The sequence below is a fragment of the Mesorhizobium sp. M1423 genome (assembly GCF_040317575.1).
GTDB lineage: Bacteria > Pseudomonadota > Alphaproteobacteria > Rhizobiales > Rhizobiaceae > Mesorhizobium.
Window position 1 is genome coordinate 149,545 of record NZ_JAMYKU010000013.1, and the last position, 14,370, is coordinate 163,914.

18 protein-coding genes are annotated in these 14,370 nt (G+C 64.7%); 14 read left to right on the forward strand and 4 right to left on the reverse strand.

Translation table 11 applies throughout. The features are described from left to right. The first annotated feature begins 132 nt into the window (after positions 1-132). The 5 genes from argJ to NKG95_RS18110 all read left to right on the forward strand — a co-directional run bounded on the left by argJ (position 133) and on the right by NKG95_RS18110 (position 3,391). Positions 133-1,374 (forward strand): bifunctional glutamate N-acetyltransferase/amino-acid acetyltransferase ArgJ, encoded by a 1,242-nt coding sequence (gene argJ, locus NKG95_RS18090; RefSeq protein WP_353041743.1) that lies wholly within the window; start codon positions 133-135, stop codon positions 1,372-1,374. Then, positions 1,374-2,153: a GNAT family N-acetyltransferase gene (locus NKG95_RS18095; protein ID WP_353041745.1), complete on the forward strand. Its 780-nt coding sequence runs from the start codon at positions 1,374-1,376 to the stop codon at positions 2,151-2,153. The genes argJ and NKG95_RS18095 overlap by 1 nt, the downstream gene beginning before the upstream one ends. Next, positions 2,150-2,572, forward strand: a complete 423-nt coding sequence (locus tag NKG95_RS18100) for a (deoxy)nucleoside triphosphate pyrophosphohydrolase (RefSeq protein ID WP_353041747.1) — start codon at positions 2,150-2,152, stop codon at positions 2,570-2,572. The genes NKG95_RS18095 and NKG95_RS18100 overlap by 4 nt, the downstream gene beginning before the upstream one ends. A gap of 127 nt (positions 2,573-2,699) precedes the next feature. Beyond that, positions 2,700-3,005, forward strand: a complete 306-nt coding sequence (locus NKG95_RS18105) for a hypothetical protein (protein ID WP_023721040.1) — start codon at positions 2,700-2,702, stop codon at positions 3,003-3,005. Positions 3,006-3,211: 206 nt separating this feature from the next. Next, positions 3,212-3,391: a Flp family type IVb pilin gene (locus NKG95_RS18110; protein WP_023721039.1), complete on the forward strand. Its 180-nt coding sequence runs from the start codon at positions 3,212-3,214 to the stop codon at positions 3,389-3,391. A gap of 51 nt (positions 3,392-3,442) precedes the next feature. Here NKG95_RS18110 and NKG95_RS18115 read toward each other — a convergent pair whose 3' ends face one another. Beyond that, positions 3,443-4,315, reverse strand: a complete 873-nt coding sequence (locus NKG95_RS18115) for a methyltransferase domain-containing protein (protein WP_353041749.1) — start codon at positions 4,313-4,315, stop codon at positions 3,443-3,445. A 54-nt stretch (positions 4,316-4,369) separates the two neighbouring features. Between NKG95_RS18115 and NKG95_RS18120 the strand changes: the two genes are divergently transcribed. The 4 genes from NKG95_RS18120 to NKG95_RS18135 are packed head-to-tail and all read left to right on the forward strand — an operon-like array spanning position 4,370 to position 6,776. Continuing rightward, positions 4,370-5,170: a ComF family protein gene (locus NKG95_RS18120; RefSeq protein WP_353041751.1), complete on the forward strand. Its 801-nt coding sequence runs from the start codon at positions 4,370-4,372 to the stop codon at positions 5,168-5,170. A 37-nt stretch (positions 5,171-5,207) separates the two neighbouring features. Then, entirely contained in the window at positions 5,208-5,477 is a 270-nt protein-coding gene (grxC, locus tag NKG95_RS18125; protein ID WP_023721036.1) for a glutaredoxin 3, read from the forward strand. A gap of 10 nt (positions 5,478-5,487) precedes the next feature. Continuing rightward, positions 5,488-6,354 carry a carbon-nitrogen hydrolase family protein gene (locus NKG95_RS18130; protein WP_353041753.1) on the forward strand — a complete coding sequence of 289 codons (867 nt, stop codon included), beginning with the start codon at positions 5,488-5,490 and terminating at the stop codon, positions 6,352-6,354. Beyond that, complete coding sequence (locus NKG95_RS18135; protein WP_353041754.1) at positions 6,351-6,776, forward strand: DUF1178 family protein; 426 nt, start codon at positions 6,351-6,353, stop codon at positions 6,774-6,776. The genes NKG95_RS18130 and NKG95_RS18135 overlap by 4 nt, the downstream gene beginning before the upstream one ends. A 136-nt stretch (positions 6,777-6,912) precedes the next feature. Here the strand turns inward: NKG95_RS18135 and NKG95_RS18140 are convergent, their stop codons facing one another. Next, positions 6,913-7,713, reverse strand: a complete 801-nt coding sequence (locus NKG95_RS18140; protein WP_352591071.1) for an SDR family NAD(P)-dependent oxidoreductase — start codon at positions 7,711-7,713, stop codon at positions 6,913-6,915. A gap of 175 nt (positions 7,714-7,888) precedes the next feature. Between NKG95_RS18140 and NKG95_RS18145 the strand changes: the two genes are divergently transcribed. Continuing rightward, entirely contained in the window at positions 7,889-9,109 is a 1,221-nt protein-coding gene (locus tag NKG95_RS18145) for a helix-turn-helix domain-containing protein (RefSeq protein WP_353041756.1), read from the forward strand. A 9-nt stretch (positions 9,110-9,118) separates the two neighbouring features. Continuing rightward, positions 9,119-9,772: a Vgb family protein gene (locus NKG95_RS18150; protein WP_023722289.1), complete on the forward strand. Its 654-nt coding sequence runs from the start codon at positions 9,119-9,121 to the stop codon at positions 9,770-9,772. 39 nt (positions 9,773-9,811) lie between these two features. Here the strand turns inward: NKG95_RS18150 and NKG95_RS18155 are convergent, their stop codons facing one another. Beyond that, positions 9,812-10,297, reverse strand: a complete 486-nt coding sequence (locus NKG95_RS18155; RefSeq protein ID WP_023722290.1) for a MarR family winged helix-turn-helix transcriptional regulator — start codon at positions 10,295-10,297, stop codon at positions 9,812-9,814. Between the two features lie 96 nt (positions 10,298-10,393). Between NKG95_RS18155 and NKG95_RS18160 the strand changes: the two genes are divergently transcribed. Beyond that, entirely contained in the window at positions 10,394-11,284 is an 891-nt protein-coding gene (locus NKG95_RS18160; RefSeq protein ID WP_353041758.1) for a DMT family transporter, read from the forward strand. A gap of 19 nt (positions 11,285-11,303) precedes the next feature. Here NKG95_RS18160 and ubiG read toward each other — a convergent pair whose 3' ends face one another. Continuing rightward, positions 11,304-12,053 carry a bifunctional 2-polyprenyl-6-hydroxyphenol methylase/3-demethylubiquinol 3-O-methyltransferase UbiG gene (gene ubiG, locus NKG95_RS18165; protein WP_352896205.1) on the reverse strand — a complete coding sequence of 250 codons (750 nt, stop codon included), beginning with the start codon at positions 12,051-12,053 and terminating at the stop codon, positions 11,304-11,306. 214 nt (positions 12,054-12,267) lie between these two features. Between ubiG and NKG95_RS18170 the strand changes: the two genes are divergently transcribed. Both NKG95_RS18170 and NKG95_RS18175 read left to right on the forward strand, forming a co-directional pair. Then, positions 12,268-12,831, forward strand: a complete 564-nt coding sequence (locus NKG95_RS18170; RefSeq protein ID WP_353041759.1) for a putative glycolipid-binding domain-containing protein — start codon at positions 12,268-12,270, stop codon at positions 12,829-12,831. 201 nt (positions 12,832-13,032) lie between these two features. Next, on the forward strand, positions 13,033-14,286 hold the full coding sequence (locus tag NKG95_RS18175; protein ID WP_352483550.1) for an aspartate kinase: 1,254 nt from the start codon (positions 13,033-13,035) through the stop codon (positions 14,284-14,286). The last annotated feature ends 84 nt before the right edge of the window (positions 14,287-14,370 follow it).

A 14,370-nucleotide genomic window follows, 5' to 3' on the forward strand; every position in this document is an offset into this window, starting at 1 on the left:
AACAGCCCTGCTTGCGGCATGAGGCAGTGTCAGGCGTCCGGCACCCGTAACGGCTGTGAAAACGGCTTGCGCCGACGCGCGCTATCGGGCAAACCGGCGTTCCTTTCGCGATTTTCCCGCCCGGGGTCTTCCATGTCCGCACAGGTTTCGCCGCTCGCGCCGAAGAAATATGCCAAGATGCCGACCATCGAGGGCGTGCGCATCGCCACCGCCGAGGCCGGCATAAAATACAAGAACCGTACCGATCTGCTGGCCATGGTGTTCGACGCCGGCACCACCGTCGCCGGCGTGTTCACCAGGTCGAAATGCCCCTCGGCGCCGGTCGACTTCTGCCGGCAAAACCTCACGGCGGGCAAGGCGCGCGTTCTGGTCGTCAATTCCGGCAATGCCAATGCCTTTACCGGCCAGAAGGGCCGCGCCTCGACCGCACTCACGGGCGAGGCGGCGGCGAAGGCGGCCGGCTGCACGCCAGGCGAGGTGTTCCTGGCCTCGACCGGCGTCATCGGCGAACCGCTCGATACTGGTAAGTTCAGCCACCTGCTGGCCGGGCTGATCAAGGACGGCAAGCCGGAATTATGGACCGAAGCCGCCAAGGCAATCATGACCACCGACACCTATCCCAAACTGGCGACCGCGACGCTCAAGCTCGGCAATGCCGACGTCACCATCAACGGCATCGCCAAGGGCGCGGGGATGATCGCGCCCGACATGGCGACGATGCTTTCCTTCATCGCCACCGATGCGCCGATCGCAGCACCGGTGCTGCAGGATCTCTTGTCGCGCGGCACGGCCAAGACCTTCAACGCGGTCACCGTCGACAGCGACACCTCGACCAGCGACACGCTGCTGATGTTCGCCACAGCTGCTGCCGCCAGGCGTGGCGCGCCGGCGATTTCCGACCCCAAGGATGCGCGCCTCGGCGCGTTCCGCCGTGCCCTCGGCAAGGTGTTGAAGTCGCTGGCGCTGCAGGTGGTGCGCGACGGCGAGGGCGCCCGCAAGCAGGTCGAGGTCACCGTCACCGGGGCCAAATCGGCCCGCTCGGCCAAGCGCATCGCGCTGTCGATCGCCAATTCGCCGCTGGTCAAGACGGCAGTCGCCGGCGAGGACGCCAATTGGGGCCGTGTCGTCATGGCCGTCGGCAAGGCCGGCGAACCGGCCGACCGCGACCTTCTGTCGATCTGGTTCGGCGACAACCGCCTGGCATATCAGGGCGAGCGCGACGCCGCCTATTCCGAAGCGGCGACTTCGGCGTATATGAAGCGCGACGAGATCCGCATCCGCGCCGATATCGGCATCGGCCGCGGCAAGGCGACGGTGTGGACCTGCGATCTCACCAAGGAATATGTCGCCATCAATGGCGATTATCGGAGCTGATGACATTGGCTTCCAGACATCCGGCAAGCGTGTTGGCGATCGTGCGCCGCTACGAGGCGGCTGGCTTTCGCGCCTGGCCGGCGGCCGCCGTCCATTATGACGGCACCTGGGTCGTGCGGCTGACGGCCGGCCATCCGGCCAAGCGGCTGAATTCGGTCAATCCGCTCGATCCGGGCGACATCCAGCACATTGCCGAGCGCATCGGCCGCGCCAGCCGTCGCTTCGACGCCTATGGCAGGCCGCTGACCTTTCGCGTCTCGCCGCTGTCTGGGCCGGATCTCTCAAAGTACCTCGACGGCGAGGGCTGGAGCACATTCGCGGAGTCGCTGGTCATGCGGCTGCCGCTGGCGGACGCCATGCTCGACGACGCCATGGACCAGATTCCGTTGAAGGACATCAGCCGTTTCATCGGCGCAGCGCTCAAGGTGAGCGGTTCGGAAGTGTCGCTACGGCCCGGCCTGTCGGAGATCATTGGCGCCATCCAGCCGGAGGCCGGGCTGTTTGCGCTGGAGAACGGCAGCGAGCCGCTGGCAACATTGATCTGCGTGCATGACGGCGACCTTGCCGGGCTGTTCGAGATCGCCACCGACAGATCGGTGCGCAACCAGGGCCATGGCCGCCACCTCATCCGATCGGCGCTGAAATGGGCGCGGCTGCGTGGGGCGCGGGAAGCCTGGCTGCAGGTCGAGGCGGACAACGCGCCGGCGCTGGCGCTTTACCGTTCGCTCGGATTCGATGAAGTCTATCGCTATCACTATCGCCGGCCACAAGGCGCATGAGCGGCTCAGACACGGTCGGCAAGCGCCTGCTCCTGGTTGCGGCCTGCGCGCTGGTCGATGCCGACGGGCGCGTGCTTTTGGCGCAGCGGCCCGAAGGCAAGCAACTCGCCGGCCTATGGGAGTTTCCGGGCGGCAAGGTCGAGCCCGGCGAGACGCCGGAACAATGCCTGATCCGCGAATTGTATGAGGAGATCGGCATCGAGACCGACATCCCTTGCCTGGCGCCACTCACCTTCGCCAGCCATTCCTATGAAGATTTTCACCTGCTGATGCCGCTGTTCGTCTGCCGTCGATTCCGCGGCATTGCCCAGCCGAAGGAACGGCAGGTGCTGAAATGGGTGCGGCCGCGCCAGATGCGCGATTTTCCAATGCCGCCGGCCGATGCCCCGCTGATCCAGTTCCTCATCGATCTGCTGTAACGGCCGATCTCCCGTAAACCGGGCAGCTCCGCGAAGCGATATCAGCAGCGTTAATGAAAGATTTATCTGGCCGTGAAAAATTGACGCAAAGCGGTTACGCCGATTCCACCGCTGGGGAGCGATTTGCATGAGCTTCGACAAGGACTGGGACTTGCCTTGGCCCGATCGCCTTCCTGGCGCCGCCAATGCTGGCATGGGAATATTGCGCATCGCCCTTTTGTTCGGCTCGGCCGCGGTGGCTCTGGCCTTGATCGCGACACCCTACCTCGACAGCCGGACCCGATCGCAGTTTGCCCGCGATGGGCTTGATACAATGAGCACCGGCTCGATCGGCCAGCGCGACAGCTATACGCTGCGCAAGAGCGTGCTGCAGCCGCTGCCCAGTTCGGTTTGCGTCATTCGGGCCGATGGCAGAAGCAGCGGTGACTGCTGACGTCGTCAACAGATATCTGAAGCGCGTCGCGTTCGACCGGCCTCGTGCGACGCGCTTATGTTTCGATGCATGTCGTTATCGCAAAACCGCTGCACACTTTTGCGCGACATGCATTGGAATGCAGCTGTTTCACCGCGCGTTAAGCCTGTCACGTTAACCTTTCTTAACGGGTCGGCGCTAGGTTCCGGCAAGAGGGATGGGCGCCCATGAAAATCTTGCTGCAACGATTTTTAGAGGACGAGAGGGGTGCGACGGCTATCGAATATGGTTTGATCGTGGCCGTGCTGTCGCTTGCCATTGTCACAGGCATCGGCCAGGCTGCCGGTGCGATCGAGTGGCTGTTCAGCGACAACAGCAGCAGGCTTGCCAACGCATTTGCGCAGTGATTCGCTCGGCTGTTGCGCAGGGCTACGCCTAGCTTTTGCGCAGGGATATGCTCAGGGGCCGCCGGGGTTTTCCAGGATCGTCTTCAGCGATATTTTTGCGGAGCCCGGCTTCAGCGGTTTTTGCTGAGAGGCATCGGGCGCCCAGCCTGACATCCAGACCACGGAGAAACTCGCCCTGACGCGGCCATCGGCGTCCGAAAACCGCTCCGCATAGATTTCGGCGGCGCGCGCGAACAGCGCTCGGGTGCCCGGCCGTCTGCTGCGGTCGACAAGCGCGCTGGTCTCGCCCATTGCGCGCAGGTCGGCGACCAGGCCAAAGAGGGAATCGTAGCGCACCGCAATCGTCTCGACGTCGGCAACCGGCAGCGCCAAGCCGGCGCGCTGCAGCAGCACGCCGGCGTCGCGGACATCGGTGAACGGGATCACACGCGGGCTGGCGCCGCCGTAGAGCTCGGTCTCGGCGGCAAGCAGGCTTTCGCGCAGTTCGGAGAGCGTGCCTATGCCGGCGAAGGCGCCGAGGAAAAGCCCGTCCGGCTTTAGCGCCCGGCGGATCTGCACCAGCATGCCGGGAATGTCGTTCATGGCCTGCAGCGACAGCAGCGAGACAGCGAGATCGAGGCTTTCCGGCTCGAACGGCACGGTTTCCAACGGCGCCACCACTCCTGGCCGGCCGTCGAGGAAAGCGGCGTCGGCCTCGACGCGCACGTTTTCCGCTACCTTGCCGCTTTCTGCGAGCACCTCTGCTGCTGCCGGCGTCTGGCAAAACAATGAGGTCGCCTTGCCGAACTTGCGTTCGACGGCGCCGAGCCGGTCGGCAAGATCCTCGGCCGCCCGCCGCATGAGGAAATCCGCCCCGGCGATAGGGCGGGCCAGTGCCCGGCGCTTGCGCGCCAGCCAGAGCGAGGTGTCGATTACGGGCTGCAATGGGCAGGTCCTTGTGCTTCGCTCTCTGATATAGTGCTGCGGAGGACCAACCACGTGGCCGATCCCATGCCAGAGATCAAGCGTATTGCGATCAAGAGCATTGCCCGCAAGGCATTGGGCTGGCCGGCGCGCCTGTTGTTCCCGCCGGTCTGCGCCGGCTGCCGCCGCCATGTCTCGCAACCCGGCGTGTTGTGCGGCGCCTGCTGGCCGAAACTCAGGCTGCTGGAACGGCCATGGTGCCCGGTGATGGGCACGCCGTTCACCCACAATATGGGTGAGGGGTTCCTGTCGGCGGAGGCGATAGCCGACCCGCCGCCATTCGAGCGCGCGCGCTCGGCGGTTGCCTATTCCGGCGTTGCCCGCCAGATGGTGCAAGGGCTGAAATACCAGGACCGCACCGATCTGGCGCCGTGGATGGCGCGCTGGATGCTTCGCGCCGGTGCCGAGCTCATCGCCGAGGCCGACGTGGTCGTGCCGGTGCCGCTGCACTGGCGGCGCTTCTTCAGGCGGCAGTTCAACCAGTCGGCGGAACTGGCGCGGGCGGTGGCGCAGCTCGGCGATCGGCCCTTCGCGCCATCAGCCATCAAGCGCGTCAAACTCACGCGCCAGCAGGTCGGGCTGGAGCGGCGGGAACGCGAGGAAAATGTGCGCGCCGCATTCACAGTGCCTGATGAAGCGGAGATCGAAATCGCCGGCCGCCGGGTGCTGTTGATCGACGATGTCTACACCACCGGCGCCACGGTCCGTGCGGTCGCCAGGGCGTTAAAAAAGGGCGGTGCCGGCGCAGTCGACGTACTGACCTTCGCGCGCGTGCTGCCGGGGGACTTTCGGGCCGACGAATCGGCGCCTATATAGCCTATATGACAGCGGAACGAGGCAGGGTTGCTGACCGATGGTCGATGTGACGATCTACACGCGGATGATGTGCGGCTATTGCACTGCGGCCAAGCGGCTGCTCGACAGGAAGGGTGTCGCCTACACCGAGCACGACGCCTCCTTCTCGCCGGAGCTGCGCCAGGAGATGATCTCCCGGGCTCACGGCCGTTCCACCTTTCCGCAGATATTCATCGGCGACACGCATGTCGGCGGCTCCGACGATCTCCACGAATTGGAGGCGGAAGGACGGCTGGACAGATTGCTCGCCAACGGCTCGGCCAGGTAAGGACATGACGATGAGTGGTTTCAAGGCGGCGGCGATCCAGATGCGTTCGGGAACCAGCCCGGAGCGCAATGCGGTCGATCTGGAACGGCTGGTGCGCGAGGCGGCAGGCCTGGGCGCGAGCTACATCCAGACCCCGGAAATGACCGGCGCGCTGATCCGCGACAGCCAAGCCCGGGCCGCTTCGTTCACCTCCGAAGACAAAGACATCATCGTCTCGACGTCGCGGAAGCTGGCAAAGGAGCTCGGCATCTTCCTGCATATCGGCTCGACCGCCATTCTGCGCGCCGACGGCAAGCTCGCCAACCGCGCACTTCTGTTCGGGCCTGACGGCGCCACGATTGCCACCTATGACAAGATCCACATGTTCGACGTCGATCTCGACAATGGCGAGAGCTGGCGCGAATCCGCCGCTTATGAGCCGGGCACGGAGGCTGTCGTCACCGAAATCGATGGCGCGAAGCTGGGCTTTGCCGTCTGCTACGATCTGCGCTTCCCGCAGCTGTTCCGCGCCGAGGCGCTGGCCGGCGCCGATCTGCTTGCGGTGCCCGCCGCCTTCACCCGCCAGACCGGCGAAGCGCATTGGCATGTGCTGCTCAGGGCGCGCGCCATCGAGAACGGCGCCTATGTCGTCGCCGCCGCGCAAGGCGGAGTGCACGAAGACGGCCGCGAAACCTATGGCCATTCGCTGATCGTCGACCCCTGGGGCCGCATCATCGCCGAAGCAGCGCATGACGAGCCGGCGGTGATCGTCGCCGAGATTGTCCCGGCGCAGTCGGTCGCCGCGCGCAAGAAGATACCCAACCTCAAGAACGCACGCGATTTTGCGGTCAACGCCGGTCCGGCGCAGGCGCTGCCGCTCAGGGGTGCCGCCTCTTGATCCGCTTTTCCCTGATCTGCGAGCACGAGCACGAATTCGAAGCCTGGTTTCGCAGCAACGACGATTTCGACACCCAGAAGAAGCGCGGTTTCGTCGATTGCCCGGCCTGCGGCTCGCGTAAGGTCGACAAGGCGCTGATGGCGCCCGCGGTCTCGACCGGGCGCAACCAGGAAAAGATCGCGCTCGCCATGGGCGAGGCGCAAAAGCAGGCGCTGGCGCAATTGAAGGCCATGGCCGAGAAGGTGCGCGAGAACGCCGATTATGTCGGCGACAAGTTTGCCGAGGAAGCGCGCAAAATCCATTTCGGCGAGAGCGATCCGCGCGGCATCTATGGCGAGGCGACGCTGGAGGAGGCCAAGAGCCTCGCCGACGACGGCGTCGAGTTCTTGCCTATTCCCAGCTTCCCGGACGACCGCAACTGATCCGTCAACCTGCCCGGGACATAACGAGGCATCTCCGCCAGGCCGCGCCATGACCGTGAAGGTCGGCGCCAGCGACAGCCGACCGCCGGCGTCGAGGGCGGCGGTGCTGCCGCCCCCTGCACAGGCGTCTGCAGTTTCATGCCGAGCAGCAAGGATGGGCTTCTCGGGTAATCGTTTCGCTGCTTCTTTCGTGCCCACTGCTTGACGGGCTTGCTTCACTTGACGGGCTTGCTTCCGCATAGGCTGCAAACTGGCGTTCAAGCGCCTTGACCGCACTGCTGCGCCAACCCTCCGCCACGGATTCCGACATGGGATCGGGGAAGATTTCCTCCTCGCCGTTCTCCACGCCGTCCAGGATCGCTCGCGCAACAGACTCCGGAGAGGCCTTCGGGATGTCCAGGCCCCGTGTCATGTCCGTGTCCACGGGGCCGGGAAGGACCCTGTGGACGCTGACACCCCGTCCGGCCAAGAGGGTGCGCAACGACTGTGACAGTGAGAACGAGGCCGCCTTCGAGATCGAGTAAGCCGGACTGAACGGCACGGCAGCAATAGAGGCCAGCGACAGAATGTTGACGATGGCTCCCCGCGACCGAGCCAGCAACGGCAGCAGAGCCTGGGTCACGTCATACGCGCCGAAGAGGTTTACGGCGAGCTGTTGTTCGAGCACGCGACGGTCGCTGAGGTCGTCGAAGGGCGATACGCCGGCGTTGTTGATGAGGATATCGAGAGCATCGATTTTCTCGACGGCCTCCCGGATCTGCGCGGCGTTCGTTACATCCATGGTCAGGGACGTCACACGCCGGTCGGGGTGAGCCATGGCTTGGCGGGTTGCGGCATAGACGCGCTTTACGCCTCTGCTCAGGGCTTCCTCGACCAGTGCCCGACCGATGCCCCGATTGGCTCCAGTCACCAGGATAGTTGTACCTTCGATCTTCATTGCGTCTCTCCTAGTGCTTATCGTTGTGTTCGAGCTCAGTGCATAATCGCGCCGCAACTCAGGCGCGCCGCAACTCAGGTTGGCTACAGTCGCCATTCTCGATACGACTGGTTGGTGAGATGGACTTAGCGCCGGATGTCGAAGCCATGGGAGTGACAAGTGTGACGGGATTCCGATGGACTCGCTGATCACGGCCGCGGCGCATGCGCTCGCGGCGGGCGATCCGCTCGGCGCCTTGAAACGGGTTGCGCTGCGCGACGATGCGCCGGCACTTGCGTTGCGCGGTATCGCGATGGCGCAGCTTGGCGACCTGGTTCGGGCGAAGGTTCTTCTCAAAAGGGCGGCGCAAGCATTCAGCCCGAGGGAGGCCGTGGCCCGCGCGCGGTGTATCGTCGCCGAGGCCGAGATCGCGCTCGTCTCGCGCGACCTCGCCTGGCCGGCCAAGGCACTCGACACCGCGCGGGCGACGCTTGAAAAGCATGGCGATCGCGTCAACGCCGCGCATGCGCGCAACCTCGAAGTTCGGCGCCTGCTGCTGATCGGCCATCTCGACGAAGCCGAGCGCAGGCTGGACGGCTTCGATCCCTCGCCGCTGCCGCCGGCATCGCGGGCCGCCCACGAGCTAGCTGTCGCTGGCATCGCCATCCGCCGCTTGCGGACCGGTCCTGCGCGCGCCGCACTCGGCTTGGCGGCGCGGGCGGCGCGCGCGGCCGGCATCCCCGCGCTGACCGCAGAGGTGGAGAGCGCATCGCTGGTGCTGGAGACGCCGGCGGCACGCCTTGTCGCCCGTGGCGAGGAACGGCCCCTTCTGCTCGACGAAGTCGAAGCGCTCCTGGCGTCGGGGGCGCTCGTGGTGGATGCATGCCGCAATGTCGTGCGGGTCGCAGACACCGTCATCTCGCTGGCGACCCGCCCGGTGCTGTTCGCTGTTGCCCGCGCGCTGGCCGAAGCCTGGCCGGGGGACGTGGCAAGATCGACGCTTATTGCGCGCGCTTTCCGCGGAAAGGACGCGGACGAATCACATCGCGCGCGGCTGCGCGTCGAAATCGGGCGACTTCGCGCGGAGCTTCGGAGCTTGGCCGATGTGAGCGCGACGAAGCGGGGCTTTGCCCTGGCGCCACGCCGCGCCGGCGAGGTCGTCGTGCTGGCGCCGCCCGTCGAGGACGATCATGCCGCGGTGCTCGCCTTCCTCGCCGACGGCGAGTCGTGGTCGAGCTCGGCCTTGGCGATTGCGCTTGGAGCCAGTTCGCGTACCGTGCAGCGGGCGCTCGAGCAGCTCGCCCAGTCAGGCAAGGTGCAGTCGTTCGGCCGCGGACGGGCGCGTCGCTGGATGACCCCGCCGGTACCGGGTTTCCCGACAATCTTGTTACTCCCCGGCCCGTTGCCGGGCTACTAGGGTGGTATTATGAAACGATCCTCAGCCGAAATCCTCCGTGAATATGGACCCTTTCCGGGTGTCGACCACGTCGACGGCGTCACCTTCGACGGTGAGCATGTCTGGTTTGCGTCAGGCGACAGATTGAACGCCTTCGATCCGGCGAGCGGCAAAGTAGTGCGCTCGATCGATGTGGCGGCACACGCCGGAACGGCCTTCGACGGCCAGCACCTCTATCAGATCGCCGAGGATCGCATCCACAAGATCGATCCGAAGAATGGCCAGGTGCTGGCGTCGATCCCGGCGCCCGGCAATGGCGGTGATTCCGGGCTCGCCTGGGCCGAAGGAACGCTCTGGGTCGGGCAGCATCGGGGCCGAAAGATCCATCAGGTCGATCCCGAGACAGGGGCAATCCTTCGCACCATCGTTTCCAACCGCGTCGTCACCGGGGTCAGCTGGGTCGATGGCGAGCTGTGGCATGGCACCTGGGAGGGTGAGGAGAGCGATGTCCGGCGGATCGATCCTGAAACGGGAAAGGTCCTGGAGAAGCTCGATATGCCGCCAGGAACAGGCGTGTCGGGGCTCGAATCCGATGGCGGTGACCAGTTTTTCTGTGGCGGCGGAAACAGCGGCAAGATCAGAGCTGTCCGCCGGCCCAAACGAGGCTCCGCGGCCAGGATTTGAGTTTTCCACCTTCTCGGCCGGCCCTTTTGGCCGGTTTGGTTAGCCTAGGCTCGCGATCAATTTTTCGAGCAGGCGTGCCAGCATGACCTGCTCCGGGCGTATCAGGCCGGAAAGTATCTCGTGCTCGTTGGCAACGTGCGCGGCAACCGCCTCGTCGATCAAAGCGAGGCCCTTCCGGGTCAGTTGTACGACGATGCCGCGGCGATCGTCGGGATGCGGCCCGCGCTTGATCAAGCCGGATTTCTCGAGCCGATCGAGGCGGTTGGTCATCGCGCCCGATGTCACCATCGTCGCCTCGTACAGAGCGGTCGGCGTCAGCGCGTATGGCGGCCCGGAACGACGCAGCGTCGCCAGCACATCGAATTCTCCGGATTGCAGTCCGTAACTTGCAAACAGCGGCGCCAGCCGCTCCCGCGCGATCAACGAGGCAGCCTCGTTCAACCGTCCGAGCACGGCCATCGGCGAGACATCGAGATCCGGCCGTTCCTTTTTCCACTGCTCGATCGCTTTTGCTGCGCGATCCATGTCTCTCACCGTTATGTATCTTGACGTGAAGAATCTTTACCTTATCGTACCTCAGCTTGTGGTATCGGCCAAGTGCGAACAGGCGATGGGACGGCGATGAAATTTCTCTGGGACTCGGCGCTTGGCCTTGTGGTCGTCACCGGTGGACTGCTCGGCCTGACGCTGCCGTTCGGCAAGATCGCGACGGCGGCCGGCGTCCCCGCCATGGTCTGGGCCTTCGTCATCTCGCTTGGCGCCGGCGGCGTGCTTTTGTGCGCATTGCTGCTCAACGGGCAGCGCATGCGGCTTTCGCCGCACAGGCTGCGCTATTTCTTTGTCACCGCGGCCGTCTCCTACGCAATCCCCAATCTGCTGATGTTTTCAGCCATTCCGCATCTGGGCGCCGGCTACAGCGGCATCATGTTCACGCTGTCGCCGGTCGTCACGCTGGTGTTCTCGATGCTGCTCGGGGTCAGGCGCCCGACCATGCTGGGCATCGTCGGCATAGTCGTCGGTTTCGTGGGCGCAGTCATGGTGGCCGTGACGCGCGGGGAAGCGGGCCATCCGGCCGAATTTTTCTGGGTGGCGATGGGCCTGCTCATCCCGGTCAGCCTCGCCGCCGGCAACATCTACCGCACCGTCGACTGGCCTGAAGACACCGGCCCGATCGAGCTTGCCGGCGGCAGCCATCTGGCAGCAGCCTTGATGCTGCTTGCCGGCATTCTGGTCCTGCTGGGCGGCAATGCATTCGGGTCGCTCGGCGGCGTGCCGCTGGTCGCTGCGGCACAGGTGGCATCAGCCTCGGCGATGTTCGCCTTCTTCTTCCGCCTGCAAGCGGTCGGCGGCCCGGTCTATCTCAGCCAGATCGGCTATGTGGCGGCGGCGGTCGGGCTGTTTGCCGGGACGCTCTTCCTCGGCGAGCGCTATCAGTTGCTGACCTGGGCGGGTGCCGTCATCATCACCGCCGGCGTGTTCATCACCACCAAGGCGCAAAGCCAGAAGACATAGGGGCCAGAAGGCGTAAGCTTCAGACGGATACCTTCTCCGCCAGCACCATGTAGTTGACGTCCATGTCCTTCGACCGCTGCCAGCGATCGGCGAGCGGGCTGTAGGTGACCCCGGTGCGGTCGATGACGGTCAGGCCGGCGCCGGCAAGCGCCTTTTCGAGTTCCTCGGGGCGCACCAGCTTGCCGAACTGGTGGGTGCCGCGGGGCAGCCAGCGCAGCACATATTCGGCGCCGATGATGGCCAGGCCCAGGGCCTTCAGCGTGCGGTTGATGGTGGCGACGAACATGATGCCGCCGGGCTTGACCATCTCGCCGCATTTGGCCAGGAACAGATCGACATCGGCGACATGCTCGACCACTTCCATGTTGAGGATGACGTCGAATTTTTCGCCAGCGTCGGCCAGGTCTTCCGCGGTCGTTGCGCGGTAGTCCACCGTGACGCCGACTTCCGCGGCATGCAGCTTCGCCACCTCAATGTTGGTGACTGAGGCATCGGCGCCGACCACTTCGGCGCCAAGCCGCGCCATCGGCTCGCACAAAAGCCCGCCGCCGCAGCCTATGTCGAGGAAGCGCAGGCCTTCGAACGGCCGTGCTGCACGCGGATCACGGCCGAAGCGGGCCGCCACCTGGTCGCGGATATAGGCAAGCCGGATCGGGTTGAACTTATGCAGCGGGCGGAACTTGCCGTTCGGGTTCCACCATTCGGCGGCAAGGGCGGAAAATCGTTCCACCTCTCCGGCATCGATCGTCGATCGTCGGGGCTCTGGCATGGCGTGGTCTCCTCGGACGCTAGGAAGTCGGGCGCAAGGCTGCGAATGTCAAGGCGCGAAATTCACCGCCGGCAGCGCGATGCGCGTGATGCCTGACAGCACCGCCTTTTGCCGGAGGCAATTGTGTCAGCACATGTCAGTTGATGGTGTGCCGGAAGGAAACACCAATGCCCTGGCGGACGAAGCAGAGACATCGTGTCCGAAGGAGTGCACAATGATGCGAACGGTTGCTTCCATTCTTTGGCGCCGGCTTGACCAGGAAGGCCACGACGCTTGCCTGCTGTCGGAAGCGAGTTCCGGGTGGAACCTCAGGGGACACGCGCTTTTCGTTCAGGACGGCAAGCCGTGCAGCATCGCCTACGAGGTGGACTGCGATGCCGGCTGGCATACGCACTCGGCGCGTGCCGACGGCTTCCTCGGCACGCAAGAGCTGCATTATAGCATCGACCGGCTTACCGAGCGCCAATGGACGCTGAACGGCGAGCATCAAGCTGAAGTCGACGGTCTCATCGATGTCGATCTCGGCTTCACGCCCGCCACGAACCTTTTGGCGCTCCGCCGTTTTGCCCTCGATGTCGGCACGGCGACGCCCGCCCCGGCGGCCTATCTGACATTTCCCGACCTGACGCTGACGCACCTGGAACAGACCTATCGACGCGTCGATGCAGCACACTACGCCTATGCCGCGCCGCTGTTCAGCTACAATGAGATGCTGGAGGTTTCGCCGCTCGGTTTCGTCCTCGATTATCCGCGCCTGTGGAGAGCCACAGCACTGTAGGGCTGAAGCGAGCGGCATTTGCCAAGAAGCAGTGCAGGCGTGACACTGCGCTCGTGTGTCGCCTGGCCGGCAGCGGCGGCATGCCTTGCGAAACCGCGATCATTTGGCTAAGGAGGCCGCGCATTGAGCGTCCGGCCCGGTCGGACGCATTTCCGCTTTTCGGCCCTCGGTCCGGCATTCAGTCAAAGGCATTTCGCTTCCATGGCGCGCATCGTGATGAAATTCGGCGGAACGTCCGTCGCCGACATCGCCCGCATCCGCAATGTGGCGCGTCACGTCAAACGCGAGGTCGATGCCGGCCATGAGGTCGCCGTCGTGGTCTCGGCGATGGCCGGCAAGACCAACGAGCTCGTGCATTGGACGCGCGAGGCCTCGCCGATGCACGATGCGCGCGAATATGACGCCGTCGTCGCGTCCGGCGAGCAGGTCACCGCCGGCTTGCTGGCGATCGCGCTGCAGAATATCGGCGTGCATGCCCGCTCCTGGCAAGGCTGGCAGATCCCGATCAAGACCGACAACGCGCATGGCGCGGCGCGCATTCTCGATATCGACGGCGCGTTCCTGATCAAGCGCTTCGGCGAAGGCCAGGTGGCGGTGGTCGCCGGTTTCCAGGGCATCGGGCCGGACAACCGGATCGCAACGCTCGGCCGCGGCGGTTCCGATACCAGCGCTGTCGCCATCGCGGCGGCGGTCAAGGCCGACCGCTGCGACATCTACACCGATGTCGACGGGGTCTACACGACCGATCCGCGCATCGAGCCGAAGGCGCGGCGGCTGGCCAAGATTTCCTTCGAGGAAATGCTCGAAATGGCCTCGCTGGGCGCCAAGGTCCTGCAGGTGCGCTCGGTCGAGCTTGCCATGGTGCACAGGGTGCGTACCTTTGTGCGGTCGTCCTTCGACGATCCCGATGCACCCGGAATGGGGGATTTGCTCAATCCGCCGGGAACGCTTATTTGCGACGAGGAAGAGATCGTGGAACAGCAGGTCGTCACCGGAATTGCCTATGCCAAGGACGAGGCGCAGATATCGCTGCGCCGCGTCGGCGACCGGCCGGGCGTCGCCGCCGGCATTTTCGGGCCGCTCGCCGAGGCCAACATCAACGTCGACATGATCGTCCAGAACATTTCCGAGGACGGCAAGTTCACCGATATGACCTTCACCGTGCCATCCGGCGACGTCGACAAGGCGCTTGCCGTGCTCGAACGGCTGAAGGCGACGATCGGCTACGATGTGGTGCAGTCGGAAGCCGGCATGTCAAAGGTCTCGGTCATCGGCATCGGCATGCGCAGCCATGCCGGCGTCGCCGCCACCGCCTTCAAGGCGCTGGCCGACAGGTCGATCAACATCCGGGCCATTACAACGTCCGAAATCAAGATTTCGATCCTGATCGACGGTCCCTATACGGAACTAGCAGTTCGCACTTTGCATTCCGTCTACGGTCTGGATAAGCAGTAGCAGATCGAAAGTCTTGGAGCGGCCTTTATGCGTCCAATTGGACGCACGGCGCTCTAATTGAGTTGTTGCGTTTGTGCCGCTGTG